At 61.4% G+C, this 13,285-nt stretch carries 14 protein-coding genes; 11 read left to right on the top strand and 3 right to left on the bottom strand.

The genetic code is table 11. From position 1 onward, the window contains the following. The first annotated feature begins 85 nt into the window (after window positions 1-85). The gene (locus NPS58_RS11080; protein ID WP_015879478.1) at window positions 86-862 is read left to right on the top strand and encodes a competence protein CoiA; all 777 of its coding nucleotides are present in this window, start codon (window positions 86-88) and stop codon (window positions 860-862) included. Between the two features lie 69 nt (window positions 863-931). On the opposite strand, the gene NPS58_RS11075 is transcribed toward NPS58_RS11080, so the two are convergent. Together NPS58_RS11075 and NPS58_RS11070 are read right to left on the bottom strand one after the other, a co-directional pair. Next, a complete protein-coding gene (locus NPS58_RS11075) occupies window positions 932-2,746 on the bottom strand; it encodes an ATP-dependent helicase (RefSeq protein WP_015879479.1) in 1,815 nt (604 codons plus the stop codon). Continuing rightward, entirely contained in the window at window positions 2,733-4,520 is a 1,788-nt protein-coding gene (locus NPS58_RS11070) for an ATP-dependent nuclease (protein WP_015879480.1), read from the bottom strand. Before NPS58_RS11070 ends, NPS58_RS11075 begins: the two co-directional genes overlap by 14 nt. Window positions 4,521-4,745: 225 nt before the next feature. On the opposite strand from NPS58_RS11070, the gene NPS58_RS11065 reads away from it, so the two are divergent. Genes NPS58_RS11065 through NPS58_RS11035 form a run of 7 tightly spaced genes read left to right on the top strand, consistent with a single transcriptional unit; the run spans window position 4,746 to window position 10,760 of the window. Continuing rightward, window positions 4,746-5,309: a PilL N-terminal domain-containing protein gene (locus NPS58_RS11065; protein ID WP_015879481.1), complete on the top strand. Its 564-nt coding sequence runs from the start codon at window positions 4,746-4,748 to the stop codon at window positions 5,307-5,309. After that, window positions 5,306-5,965 carry a hypothetical protein gene (locus NPS58_RS11060; RefSeq protein WP_015879482.1) on the top strand — a complete coding sequence of 220 codons (660 nt, stop codon included), beginning with the start codon at window positions 5,306-5,308 and terminating at the stop codon, window positions 5,963-5,965. Before NPS58_RS11065 ends, NPS58_RS11060 begins: the two co-directional genes overlap by 4 nt. A 12-nt stretch (window positions 5,966-5,977) precedes the next feature. After that, entirely contained in the window at window positions 5,978-6,706 is a 729-nt protein-coding gene (locus NPS58_RS11055) for a TIGR03759 family integrating conjugative element protein (RefSeq protein WP_015879483.1), read from the top strand. Then, window positions 6,688-7,278 carry a transglycosylase SLT domain-containing protein gene (locus NPS58_RS11050; protein ID WP_015879484.1) on the top strand — a complete coding sequence of 197 codons (591 nt, stop codon included), beginning with the start codon at window positions 6,688-6,690 and terminating at the stop codon, window positions 7,276-7,278. The genes NPS58_RS11055 and NPS58_RS11050 overlap by 19 nt, the downstream gene beginning before the upstream one ends. After that, window positions 7,275-7,820, top strand: a complete 546-nt coding sequence (locus NPS58_RS11045) for an integrating conjugative element protein (RefSeq protein WP_015879485.1) — start codon at window positions 7,275-7,277, stop codon at window positions 7,818-7,820. The genes NPS58_RS11050 and NPS58_RS11045 overlap by 4 nt, the downstream gene beginning before the upstream one ends. 4 nt (window positions 7,821-7,824) lie before the next feature. Next, the gene (gene traD, locus NPS58_RS11040) at window positions 7,825-10,014 is read left to right on the top strand and encodes a type IV conjugative transfer system coupling protein TraD (RefSeq protein WP_015879486.1); all 2,190 of its coding nucleotides are present in this window, start codon (window positions 7,825-7,827) and stop codon (window positions 10,012-10,014) included. Beyond that, window positions 10,011-10,760 (top strand): TIGR03747 family integrating conjugative element membrane protein, encoded by a 750-nt coding sequence (locus tag NPS58_RS11035; protein WP_015879487.1) that lies wholly within the window; start codon window positions 10,011-10,013, stop codon window positions 10,758-10,760. The genes traD and NPS58_RS11035 overlap by 4 nt, the downstream gene beginning before the upstream one ends. On the opposite strand, the gene NPS58_RS11030 is transcribed toward NPS58_RS11035, so the two are convergent. Beyond that, the gene (locus tag NPS58_RS11030) at window positions 10,761-12,131 is read right to left on the bottom strand and encodes a HEPN domain-containing protein (RefSeq protein WP_015879488.1); all 1,371 of its coding nucleotides are present in this window, start codon (window positions 12,129-12,131) and stop codon (window positions 10,761-10,763) included. It lies immediately after the preceding gene. Between the two features lie 163 nt (window positions 12,132-12,294). Between NPS58_RS11030 and NPS58_RS11025 the strand changes: the two genes are divergently transcribed. The 3 genes from NPS58_RS11025 to NPS58_RS11015 are packed head-to-tail and all read left to right on the top strand — an operon-like array spanning window position 12,295 to window position 13,281. Next, on the top strand, window positions 12,295-12,672 hold the full coding sequence (locus NPS58_RS11025) for an RAQPRD family integrative conjugative element protein (protein ID WP_015879489.1): 378 nt from the start codon (window positions 12,295-12,297) through the stop codon (window positions 12,670-12,672). Beyond that, a complete protein-coding gene (locus NPS58_RS11020) occupies window positions 12,669-12,902 on the top strand; it encodes a TIGR03758 family integrating conjugative element protein (RefSeq protein ID WP_003296490.1) in 234 nt (77 codons plus the stop codon). The genes NPS58_RS11025 and NPS58_RS11020 overlap by 4 nt, the downstream gene beginning before the upstream one ends. Window positions 12,903-12,918: 16 nt before the next feature. After that, the gene (locus tag NPS58_RS11015) at window positions 12,919-13,281 is read left to right on the top strand and encodes a TIGR03745 family integrating conjugative element membrane protein (RefSeq protein WP_015879490.1); all 363 of its coding nucleotides are present in this window, start codon (window positions 12,919-12,921) and stop codon (window positions 13,279-13,281) included. Window positions 13,282-13,285 lie beyond the last annotated feature (4 nt).

Here is a 13,285-nt window from a genome sequence, read left to right as displayed (position 1 = left end):
CTGCACAGTACCTTCAATCGTCGCCATGACGCCCAGCGTCGGGGTCGTTAAACTGGGCGGACATACGCAGATCTCGAGGGGCATGATGGTCATGGTGATCGAAGCAGCCTACGCGAATGGCACTGGCGTCGCGAATGCACTGCGCATGTCGCAGGCCCAGTGGCTGGGGCTGCAACGGAACTATCACGTCGGCGATCTGCTAATGCCATGCTGCAATGCTCCAGCCGTCCCCAAGATCAGTGCCAATGGCCATCCTTTCTTCGCGCATCTAAGCGGTGCCTGCAGCACTTCCGAAGAAAGCCAGTGGCACCTCGCGGCCAAGATACTGGTGCGCAGCGTTTTGGAGGATCTTGGTTGCCGAGCCTCGGTTGAGGTTCCAGGGAGCAGCGAAACCAGCCGCTGGAAAGCCGATGTCTGGGGCGAGCGTGGCGAGGCCAAGTTGGCTATCGAGATCCAAAGGTCATATCAGTCGCTGCGTGACTACCGTACCCGGCAAAAGAAATATCGGGCCGAGGGCATCAAGGCGCTTTGGTTGCTAAGACAAGAGAGATACAGCACTCTCACGAGGAGCATGAGCAAGGAGCGACTGCGGACCGAGTTCGGAGGAAAATTCCCTCCAGCCGGGCACTTCGGCCCATGTCTCGCAGATGTGCCTATAGCAATGCTCGAGTTGGAGCCGACCACCACGATCACAGGTGCTGGATTTTTCACCGCCAGTCTTCCGGATTTACTCGAAGCAGTGCTTAGTGATCGCTTTCTTTGCGTAGATGGTCTTTGGTGCATCGACAACCTAGATGCGATGTCTCGTGCCGCCCAACTTGCGCGCGAACGTGCCGCAGCCCAGCGCGCGGCAGATATTTAGTTAAGAACCGGTATTAACTCATCCGGAGCCCATGCGATTCGGATACAGCCCCAACCCTTATATAGTCGCTCAGAGGTTCGCAGCACGCATTCGTGCCTCTAATTCATCCAGGAATGGTGAGCGCCCATGGCGCATCGGACCATAGCGCCCTTCAACGAATCCCGAGTACAGCATGTGAACCTCGTCGCGGGCGCGTGTGAGTCCCACATAGAACAGCCGGCGACTCTCGCGCAACTTCTCTGGACTCAGTTTTCGCCATGGCAAACTCCCATAGTCGAGACCGACCATAATGACCACGTCGTACTCGCATCCCTTAGCGGAATGAAGTGTCAGCAGGTTCAGGTGATCCGGCGAACCATCACGTCCGCCCAGACTCGCAATGTCCAGCGTAGCCAGCGCGCCACCTTCGGCAAGCGCCGCCGTCATGCGATCCAGTTGTTCCTTCTGATCGGCAAGCGACGATTCAGCAACCAACAGACGATCCAAGATGCCGTTGCGCAGTGATGCGACAAAATCACGTGCGGACTGCTGATCGGCGCGCAACGCCCACAACAGAGCGGTTAGCTCCTGCCCCTCGCGTCGAGCCTGCGCATCGTCCAAGTTCGCTCGATGAAATGCGAGATAACGGTCGATCAATCCACGCAGTTGCGGACGCGCGATACGCCAGCCACCCGCACACCATGCGGCGCAGTCTTCTACCCAACTCGTCAAGGCAACTTTACGGTAAGGCGCGGCGGTGTCCACGCGGATATAATCGAAACCGCCGGCTGCCACGGCCTTGGCCACAATATCGCCTGCGCGATAGTCCGTATACAAGATTGCGATATCGCCCAGCGTTCGTCCTGGCTTGGAGTCCAAGGCCACCGGAATGATCTGCGCGACGGCGTGTGCGGCCTGATCTGCGAGCCCATCAGGGCACAGCACAAACTCGATAGTCGCCTGACGGGTCGGGTCGTTCGCCCGATAGCCACGATCCTCACCCAACGCCATTTCTGAAGCGCTGACAATGCCTGCCCCTGAGCGATAATTCAATTGAAGTCTGACCGGCTCGATGTCTTCACGCTCAGCTAGCTCCATGAGCAACGCGCCATCGGCCCCTGTGAAACCGTAGATCGACTGGTCTGCATCACCGACTGCGAACAAGCGCACGCCACCATCAAAAGCCAGGCGCTTGACGATGCGATGGAGTGCAACCCCCAAATCCTGATATTCATCTACCGCCAGCACCGGAAATTTCGCCTGCACCAGAGGCAGTACCCAATCATGCTCAGCGATCAGGCGCTGGCCATAGACCACCATGTCGTCGTAGTCGATCAGCCCCCCTTGGCGCAGTGCCGCCTCGTAGGCTTCGGCCCAGGCGGCAAGTTCTTCCTCGCTACGCCAGGCAACGCTGTTTCGGTTCAGTACGGATCGGCGATGCCGTCCAAGATCGATAGCTTTGTAAGGATGGTTGGCCCCAAAGAGCTCGTCTCCGGACTGCCTGATCAAACGATCACTCACTCGCTGGGATGCCACTGAGAGGGGAAACTGAATCGGTAGATCAGCTAAGCGTCCATATGGCATCAACAGATGGCGTAGGCAGAATCCGTGGACGGTGCCGATGAACAGGTTTGGCGCCTCCCGCAGCCCCAACATTTCAAGCCGACGGGTTAATTCGCGTGCGCACTCTTGACTGTAGGTGATGCACGCAGCACCACGCGGTGCCTGCACGTCTTCGGCCAAGATGCGAGCCAGCTTCAGCACAAGCGTCTTGGTTTTTCCGCTTCCAGGGCCGGCGAGCACCACGCAATGTCCCTGGGAGTTGTACGCCGCCAACTGACCAGGATTTCCGGCCAGCTCGGCAGCCTGGGCCAGGTAGGCTGTGCTGAAACTACGCGACGGCATTGCGGATATGCTCCAGCGCGGAACGGATGTAGTGCGGGCAAGTATCCTCGGACACTGAGCGTGCAAGGGCCTGAGCGAATCGTCCCTTTCCGATTCTTTCGATAAGCTTCAGCAGCCGTTCTTCATCGACCTGGTCTAAGTCATCCACCCACTGCTGCAATGCTTCTCGGGTTGCTTGCCTCAGTTGCGGCAATTCCTGCTGAATTACATCCCGCATCGACTCAGCCAACCCACCGGCGAACAACTCCGTTTCCAGTGTGTTCTCGTTCACGAAGTATCCGAACTCCTCGGCAAGCTCAATTACGTCATCTGTCTCCATCTCCGAGTGGTCGTACTCGTCTTCAACCACGTCAAGAAGATTGATCAGTCGCCGGCGAACCAGCGGAGCCTTGCCATTGACCGGATCATAGTCCGTCAGGATGACATGAGGAATATCCAGTCCTTCAGGGCCTAGGAGCTTCACATACGGCGTGAAGTTAGTTCCGCCAACCGAGCACACGGTAATCCCAAGCATATCGAGGTGGATATCAAGCGCCTCAGCGAACGCGGGGACCAGGAAACGCTCTGCGTCGCCTTCGACCAGAATGACCCCCCGAGAAAAGAAAATCTCGCCACGCGTGACATCAATGTAGCGCTGTAGATCTTCTTCATCCCTCTGTGTGAACGGCGCATTCGCAGTTGAAACGGCGACAGTCTTGCCTGCCCCCACGTCATGACGTAGCAGAACGATGGATCTAATCGGCGTAACGCTTGCAATGTGTGGGGAGTGAGTTGTAAGGATCGTTGTTAGCGGAGCATCTTCCTCGTTTTCATCCCCTCCGGTGCCAAGGAAATAACGATAGACAAGGCGCTGAACGTGCGGGTGCAGGTGCGCTTCGGGCTCCTCAACCACAAAGAATGTATGGTCACGTTCTCCGTCAGACACGAGGCGGTCGAGTTCGAGGCTCTTCAATGCCAGGAAGATCAGGTTCGCGGTTCCCAGACTAGCGTCACCGACGCCGCGAATTCCATTGTCAATTAACAATCGCAAGCTGCGAAGCAGCGCATCCACCCGAGTTGGAGCGAGTCCAAGCGACACAGGCACAGCATGCTGCTCACCAGCAATGGAGATCAACCGCTCGCTGATCCGGTTCGCCGTCGCAACCACTTGGGCGTGGCCAGCTAGTTCCCGCTGTGCGTCGTCAACCTGATTTTGAATCTCCTCACGGGCGTCTTCGTCCAACGACTCGGCAAGATCTTCGATGAGGGGTCTCAATGGTGAATTGCGCCAACTCGCGAGATCCTTCTCAGCATCACGCAGTGCCACCTGGACGTCTATTGGCAACATGCGGCGAAACGCACTACCGACGTGCATTTCGGGGTCGTTACCACCAAAGATCACATACTCATAGTCTTTCAACGATTCCGGAGCGCGTCCCAGTCCGGCTTTGGGCTGGAAGCGATAGGTGAGACGGGCCGTCATGGGTGGGCCTGGATCAATCACACAATCGTTGAGATGAGCCATCAACCGCGGGTTATCAGTGAAGTCGGTCAAGTCCACCGAGACTTCGATGATTTTACCGATCTTGTCTTCAACCAGGCCATCCCAGAAGTGCTCTATGCTCAATTGCCGGTCACGCTCGGACAATCCTGGGTCGAGAATCAGCTGTAATCCACGAATGAAGTTACTTTTTCCGACTTTATTCTCACCAACGATAACGATGCTATCGCCAGTCTTTATATCAACATCCGAAAAATTGGCGAAATTGATCAGCCTAACGCGTGAGATCCGCATGCACACCCCCTGCAATATGTCTTACGAATAATATCAGCCCATCGTCGGCAACACCGTTAGTTATTCACCGCCTTCCCTACAAGCCTGCGCTGACTCAACCTCCGAAGACTCATACTTCCAACCTACACCCGCGAACAAAGCGATCCAAGACTCTTTCGTATTCTTTGCTGAACGATTCGGTCTGCCCGGCGAAGGTATCGGCTCATCGCCATCGAGAGCCGAACCATGCCAGCAACCCAACTTCTACGGCGCCTGACCGGCAGCGGCCTGCTGATCACCGCTGTGTTGAGCGGCGGCTGCGCCACCACCGCCGCACCGCCCGTTGATCCTCTTGTCGAGGAAGCCGACACAGCGCCGCAGTCACCTGAACTGATTCCGGTGGTGCGCTATGGCCGCTACACGCTCGTGGAGCTTGTTCCCACCGCGGCCCAGCGTGACCTGCTGCTGCAGGTCATCGACGTGGCGATGCCAGCGGATGCCAGAGCGACGGTGGGCGACGGCCTGCGCCACGCACTCCAGCGCAGCGGCTACCAGCTTTGCGAGAACGCCCATGCGGTGATCGAGCTGTATTCGCTGCCGCTGCCGGCGGCGCACCTGTATCTGGGGCCGATGACGCTGCGCGACGCACTGCTCACGCTCGCCGGGCCGGCCTGGGATGTACAGGTCGATGACAGGGCGCGCCAGATCTGCTTCGTTCCTGCCGGCGAGCCCTCCGCAGATCCCGAGACCGACACGCCACTGGCCGCGCCGGTGCAGACCTTTCCCATCGTCGACGGAGGCCAGCCATGAGCGCAGTGGCCCATGCGTCGCGTTCGCGCGCGGCCTTCGTGCTGTACCTGCTGCTGTGGGCCTGGATGGTCGGACTCAGCGCACTGGTGCTCGTCAACTTCCGCGTTGCGGGCGACCTGGCCGGTCAGAGTCAAGTTGATTCGGCCTTACGCCAACTGCAGGTGCTCGAAGGCCGGCTCGCCGAATTCGCCGACGACGTACAGACGCTGCAAGCCCGCCCCGAAGCGGCGACCACGGCAGCTTTGCAGGAAGCTTTGCAGGACACCCGCCAGCGCCTCGAAGCCGACATCGCCCGTCTCGAACAGTCGCTGGCCGGCTACGCCACCGAGGCGGCCCTGCAGACACTGCACAGCGAGGTCGAGCAGCTCAAGGCACAGCGCCAGACCGCCGCGCGCACGCCCGCAGCGCCGCGTCCCGCCAGGGCGACGACGACGGCACCGGCACAGGTGCCGTTTCCCTTCCGCTTGATCGGTGCGGAACTGCGCGCCGGGCAGCGCGCCGTTTCCATCGCCCCCGCCACCGACCCGCTCTCGGCCGGGCAGATCCAGGTGCTGCTTCCCGGCGAGCATGCCGGGCGCTGGCAGTTGCAGACCATCGACGGCAACACCGCCGTGTTCCAGGCCGGTGACCAGACGCGCCGGCTGGCGATTCCTTGATCGGGAGGCGCCATGCAACGTCGCGCACTTTCCATGCTGTTCCTGTTGGCCGCGCTGAACGCACCGGCCTTCGCGCAGCAGCCCGCCACCCAGAGCACACCCGCACAGTCTTCCCGTGTCACGCCGAGCCAGATCGATCAGGCACGCGATGAACGCCTGGCGCGGGACTGGGGGCTGCGCGGCGACGAATGGGGACGCTACCGCGAACTGATGGAAGGGCCGCTGGGCATCCATTCACCCAACCTCGACCCGCTGACCGCACTCGGCATCGAAGCCCGCTCCGACGAGGAGCGACGGCGCTATGCCGAACTGCAAGTGCAGGTCGAAGCGCGCCGCGTGGAAAAGTTGCTGGCGTATCAACGAGCCTACGACGAAGCCTGGCAACGCCTGCATCCCGACGCCCAGCGGGTGAATCTGCCCGATGCGCTGCCGGGCGGCAGTGCGATGACCGGCAGCGGTCGTACCGCCGTGTTCGTCCGGGACGGCTGCGCGCCGTGTGCCCAGGTCGTGCAGCGTCTGCAGACGGCGAACGCCGAGTTCGACCTGTACATGGTCGGCAGCCGCCAGGACGACGCGCGCATCCGCGAGTGGGCCCAGCGCGCGCAGATCGATCCGGCGCGCGTGCGCAGCGGCTCGATCACGCTCAACCACGACGGTGGCCGCTGGCTGGCGCTGGGTTTGCCCGGTGAACTGCCCGCGGTGGTGCGTCAGGTGAACGGCCAATGGCAGCGCCAGCCCTGATGCCGACGTGGCCGCTGCGCGTGCTGCTGGCCGCCGCGCTGGCGACCGGGCCAGTCCAGGCCCAGGAAATTCCGCCGCCCGCCTACCAGTTGGCGGCCCAGCGCGCCGGCATTCCTTCGACGGTGCTCTATGCCGTGGCGCTGCAGGAAAGCGGCGTGCGCCGGGACGATCGCATCGTGCCGTGGCCCTGGTCGCTCAATGTCGCCGGCCAGTCGCGCCGCTACGCCACGCGCGCGCAGGCTTGTGCGGGCGTGCGCCAGGCGCTGCGCGAGGTGCCCCCCACGCGCATCGACGTGGGCTTGGGCCAGATCAACCTCGGCTACCAGCAGCACCGCTACCGCCAGCCCTGCGATCTGCTCGACCCCTACGACAACCTGCGCATCGCCGCCGACATCCTGAAAGAGCAGCACACCCCCGGCGAAGACTGGCTGCTGGCGGTCGGGCGTTACCACCGACCGGCTGGCGGCGCGCCCGCGGCGCGTTACCGGCGCAGCGTTTCACAATACCTCCAGCGCGTGCTCGGCCCGCAACAGACCGCCGCACACGCGCCCCGCCAGGAGAACAGCCGATGACCTCATCCATCCGGGCCACGCACGGCCTTCTTGTCGTAATGCTCGCCACCGTGCCGATGAGCGCGGTGCGTGCCACGCCGCCCCTGATCGTGGTGGAAGACCGGGGCGGCGCTTCCGCGCTGCCGTACTACGAAGCGCTCGACCTGCAGCCGCGCGCCACGAGTCAGCCACTCCCCTCCATCGTCATTCCCGAGGCACCAACCGCCGCTGTCGATGAGACGGCCATGCTGCCGGTGCGCAGTGCCAGGCTCACGCCGGGAACGGTTGCCCGCCGTGTCATCGAGGCCCCCGGACTGCAACCATTCTTCCTGGTCGGTGACGATGCGACCTCTCAAGCCTGGTTGCGTCAGCACGCCGACACGCTGCGCCAACGCAACGCCTGGGGCCTGGTGGTCAATGTCGAGACGGCCCAGGCGCTGGCACAACTGCGTGCAATCGCGCCCGGCCTGAATCTGTCGCCGATGTCCGCCGACGATCTGGCCGAACGCCTGGGCCTGCGGCATTACCCGGTGCTGGTCACGGCCACCGGCATCGAGCAATGACGCCATGTCGCAGACGCAGCCCGTCGAAGTTCTGCTGCGCCCCGCGGTGGAGCTGTACACCGTGGCGGTCTGCGCCGGCGCCGCGTTTCTGTGCCTGGTGGCACCGTGGTCGCTCGCGCTGAGCCCGGCCATGGGTATCGGCAGTGCGCTGGCGTTCGCCACCTTCGGTGCGATCCGCTGGCGCGACGCGCAGGTGATTCTGCGTTATCGCCGCAACATCCGCAGGTTGCCGCGCTACGTCATGACAAGCCGCGACGTGCCGGTCAGCCAGCAGCGGTTATTCATCGGCAAAGGCTTTCGCTGGGAACAGAAGCACACGCACAGGCTGATGCAGACGTACCGGCCCGAGTTCAGGCGCTACGTTGAACCGACACCGGCCTACCAGTTGGCGCGGCGCCTGGAGGAACGGTTGGAGTTCGCGCCGTTTCCACTTTCGCGCCTGTCGAGCCTCACCAGCTGGGACATGCCGCTCAACCCCGTGCGCCCCTTGCCGCCAGTAGGCGGCCTGCCGCGCCTGCACGGCATCGAACCCGAGGAAGTCGACGTCAGCCTGCCGCTGGGCGAACGCGTCGGACACTCTCTGGTGCTGGGCACGACACGCGTGGGCAAGACGCGGCTCGCCGAGCTGTTCGTGACCCAGGACATCCGGCGGCAAAACGCTGCGGGCGAGCATGAAGTCGTCATCGTCATCGACCCCAAGGGTGATGCCGATCTCCTGAAGCGGGTGTACGTCGAGGCCAAGCGCGCCGGCCGCGAGAACGAGCTGTATATCTTTCATCTCGGCTGGCCCGATATCAGCGCGCGCTATAACGCCGTGGGACGGTTTGGCCGCATCAGCGAGGTCGCAACGCGCATCGCCGGCCAGCTTTCTGGCGAAGGCAACAGCGCGGCCTTTCGCGAATTTGCCTGGAGATTCGTCAATGTCATTGCCAGGGCGCTGATCGAGCTGGGGCAACGTCCGGACTATCTGTTGATCCAGCGTCATGTGATCAACATCGATGCGCTGTTCATCGAGTACGCCGCGCATTTCTTCGCCCGCACCGAGCCGAAGGCCTGGGAAGTCATCGTCCAGATCGAGGCCAAGCTCAACGAGAAGAACATCCCCAGGAACATGATCGGACGCGAGAAGCGTGTCGTGGCCCTGGAGCAGTACCTCAGCCAGGCGCGCAACTACGATCCGGTGCTCGACGGCCTGCGCTCGGCGGTCCGGTACGACAAGACGTATTTCGACAAGATCGTCGCCTCGCTGCTGCCTCTGTTGGAAAAGCTCACCAGCGGCAAGGTCGCCCAGTTGCTGGCCCCGAACTACTCGGACCTCGGTGATCCCCGTCCTATTTTCGATTGGATGCAGGTGATCCGGAAGCGCGCCATTGTCTATGTCGGCCTGGATGCGCTTTCTGATGCCGAAGTCGCTGCGGCGGTCGGCAATTCGATGTTCAGTGACTTGGTTTCCGTCGCAGGCCACATTTATAAACACGGTATCGACGATGGTCTGCCGTGGGCCTCCGCGAACACCAAGGTGCCGATCAATGTTCACGCGGATGAATTCAATGAGTTGATGGGCGACGAGTTCATTCCGATGATCAACAAGGGGGGCGGCGCCGGGCTCCAGATCACCGCTTACACGCAGACCCTGAGCGACATCGAGGCGCGCATCGGCAATAGGGCCAAAGCCGGTCAGGTCGTCGGGAATTTCAACAATGTGTTCATGTTGAGGGTGCGCGAAACCGCCACCGCCGAACTGCTGACCAGGCAGTTGCCGAAGGTGGAGGTCTACACCACGACCATCGTCAGCGGTGCGACCGATAGTTCGGAGATCCGCGGTTCAACCGATTTCACCAGCAACACGCAAGACCGCATCAGCATGTCCAGCGTGCCGATGATCGAGCCCTCTCATGTCGTAGCGTTGCCGAAGGGTCAATGCTTCGCCCTGATGCAGGGCGGACAGCTGTGGAAGGTCAGGATGCCGCTGCCGGCGGCCGACCCTGATGAGGCCATGCCGGAGGATCTGCAGCAGCTCGCGGGGTACATGCGCCAGCACTACACCGAGGCTGCGCACTGGTGGGAGAACCTGGGGTCGCCGATGCTGCAGGATGGCCCCTTGCCCGACGACTTGCTCGACGAAGCGCCCATTGCGAGCGACCCTCCCGCGAACGTCACGGGCGACACGGGCCTGGATGAGCACACGCCATGAGCGACCCGGCATCCACTGCGCAGCGGCAGCAACAGCGCCGGCAGGGCCTGATCGCCACTGCGATCTCCTTGCCGCTGCGCCTGTTCGGGGTACTGATCGCCTCGCTGATGCTGTCGATCCTGATCGAGTGCGTGGGCATGCACCTGTTCTGGAAGGACCAGGGCTGGCGCCATGCGCAATCGATGCTGCAGTACGAGCTGGGGCATCTGTCGAATCACTTCACGCGCAGCGCCATCGTGCAGGAGCCAGGGCGCACCGCGCACCGTCTGGTGGAGACGGGTTACGAGTGGGTGTTCGTCAAGACCGGGCTGCTCGACAAGATGAACGATACCGCAGAACGCGCCCGCGCGCCGGGCCAAGGACAATCCCGTGATTTCCGCTACTTCATCAGCCAAGTCTATGTCTGGGCCGAGCGCTATCTGATTGCCGCCGCTTTCATCACCTTGACCTTTATGGTGCGCCTGCTGGTTCTGGTATTGACACTGCCGCTGGTGCTCACGGCAGTGTTCGTCGGTCTGGTCGATGGACTGGTGCGCCGCGACGTGCGCAAGTTCGGCGCCGGCCGGGAATCGGGCTTCGTCTACCATCGCGCGAAAGCCTCGCTACTGCCACTGGCGATACTGCCCTGGGTGATCTACTTGGCGATGCCGGTCTCGGTGCATCCACTGCTGATTCTGTTACCCAGCGCCGCCTTACTGGGACTGGCTGTATCTCTGACTGCGGGGAGCTTCAAAAAGTACCTGTAGCTATATTGTTCTGAACGCCTTGTCTTCATCTGAACCACCATAGTGCTGTAACCGCACTGCGCACTCAATCAACACGATCCGTGCGAGGTAGGTGGCATACTGGCGCTCTGCGGCGAATGATTCCAGCCTGTCGTAGTGTGTGCCATGCAGTATCTGCGATCGACCGTGGTCATAGATGTCCTTGACCAACTGCTTCAGTGTGCGAGGACGGTTGCCCCGTACTACCTGAGTTTCGCTACTCGTACCAGTTAAATGGATGACCATTTCACGGATACCATCGTTCTTGCCACCGCAGCACAGTACATCTAGGCAGGTTCCGAGCTTCGCCAGCGCTATGGCATCACTTGATTCACGATTGCCTTCGCCGAACCAATCCAGCGCAGTAGCCCATCGATTGGCAAGCTTGGGATGCGGGTGACTCGATGGATCAAGCAACCCATCAAGGATCGCCGCGAATGCCGGAATAATAGACGTCATGTCATCCAACGCTTGCCTTACTCGCTCGGGAGGTTGCGAAGTAATACGCTTCCCAAGCGAGCTTCCGGGCAACCACAGAAATCCTTTGGTTTCGACCAGGCGATCGCTACCGGCAGGCGGTAGACGCTCGTCTTGAAGCGCCTGTTGCAAGAAGCACTCGGGGGCCCCAAAGCCAAGAGAGATAGCGTCAAGCGCTGTCTTGGCAACCAACCTCGCCAACTTGCGTGAGAATTCACGCTCATAGCCACGGACTGTTACCTTGACCAAGGCCGGACATCCGACGATCGCACTGTAGACGGCGTTGGCCAGCCCTTCGATGGAGGAGCCATCATTGGGATTCTGCAAGGCATCCTTGAGAATTTCCTTCCAGCGGTGGTTCGCCTCTGGTTGGTTCAGATAGTGATCCTTTCCGTACTGAGGGAAGTCGACCGAATCTATCCAGTCGGATCTATTCAAGAATGTCACCGGGCCGAGGGAGAAAGGAGAAACCCTCTCCATGCCCAGGGTCCAGGCAGGAAAATAGTGCGTGTGCTCGTTGGCGATGCTTGCGAGTCGTTCCTCAATGAGTAACTTCAGTTTTGGAAGAAGCCCGCCCTGATCGCATTCATCAAATCCTAAGAGCTCACCCGCAGCATGCAAGTCGGCAACGGTCTGACGGACTACCTTTTGATAGGCCTCAGACTCAATCTTCACTGACTTCTGGGGCCGATTCTGATGGAGGGTGCTGGAGAATTGCCCAAGTGCCTCTCTTGCCTTCCTTGTGAAGAACCGCTGCATACCATTCTCAGCAGTGACGAAATCAGGAATTCCAGGTTCTTCGGACCATGGCGTGGCCCCCTTGTGTATTTGATCTAACTCATCTACGAGAGCTTTCAGCTCGGCCTTTAACCCCATACATTTTCCCTTGATCTAATGCTGATCGCAGGATATCGCAAGCTGGCACCAACGGTATTGGCATCCATCAATCCGGTCAGTTCGCAGTACCCATTGTTTGCGGTCTTGAAGCGCCTGCCTCGCCACGATCGAGCCATTGCTGATCGAACCGAGGAATGGCGCGATGGTGTTTTCGTTTCCACGCCACGCCGCGCATCGCGGCGTGGCCGCCCTGCTGCTGATGGCGCTGACGGCGAGCCCGCCGCTGGCGGCCCATGCCGGCACGCCAGCCCAACGCCAGGAGCTGGCTGCGGCCCTGCGCCAGCTCGACGCGCTGGAACGCTTCGTCGCACAGAGTGCGGCGAATACCCCGATCACAGCGGGCGAGCGCTACCACTTCGACTACCCACGTCTACTCGATGACCTCGCGCGCGTGCGCGCCGGCATCCAGTTCCACCTCGCGCCGTCTCGCGCCCAGCCACGCGACCCCGCCGTACTGAGCGGCGATTACCGCAACGAGTCCGCCCCCGACGTTTTCTCGGCACCGGAGGCCCAGCCATGACCTCCGCGCAGATCAGCGCCTTCCAGGCCAACAGCAGCATCGCACCCGCCGCGATGGCGACGGTGATCGTCGGCCTCGTGTTCGCGGTGCTGCTGCTGTGGGGGGCCTGGGCCATTCGCACCGCCTACGTCGGCTGGGCGGAAAACCAGCTCAACCAGCGTCAGTTCCTCGGCGTCGTCGTGCGTTTTCTCGCGATGTACCTGGTGCTGACTTTTTTCCTCCTCTCCTAACCACAAGGGTCAGACCATGAAAACCGCTCATTTCCCCCGCATCTGTCTCGCCCGGCGCGCCGCGCTGGCACTGAGCCTCACCACGCTGCCCGCGCTGTCGTTCGCACAGGGCCTGCCGCAACTGGAGAATCCGTCGCGCGGCACCGGCGGCGGGATCATGGAGACCATTCGCAACTACGGCTACGACATCGTGCTCCTGGTCGCACTGCTGGTCGTGGCGTCGATGTTCATTGGCGTGTGCTACCACGCCTACGGCACCTACGCGGAAATCCACACGGGCAGGAAGACCTGGGGCCAGTTCGGACTCACGGTAGCCATCGGCGCGGTGCTGTTGGTCATCGGTATCTGGCTGCTCACCGAAGCGACCGGGATTCTCTGAGGCC

It is taken from the genome of Pseudomonas putida, from assembly GCF_028682455.1.
Classification (GTDB): Bacteria; Pseudomonadota; Gammaproteobacteria; order Pseudomonadales; family Pseudomonadaceae; genus Aquipseudomonas; species Aquipseudomonas putida_AA.
The sequence above is the reverse complement of the archived record's forward strand: the minus strand, read 5'-3'. Positions and strand labels throughout refer to the sequence as shown.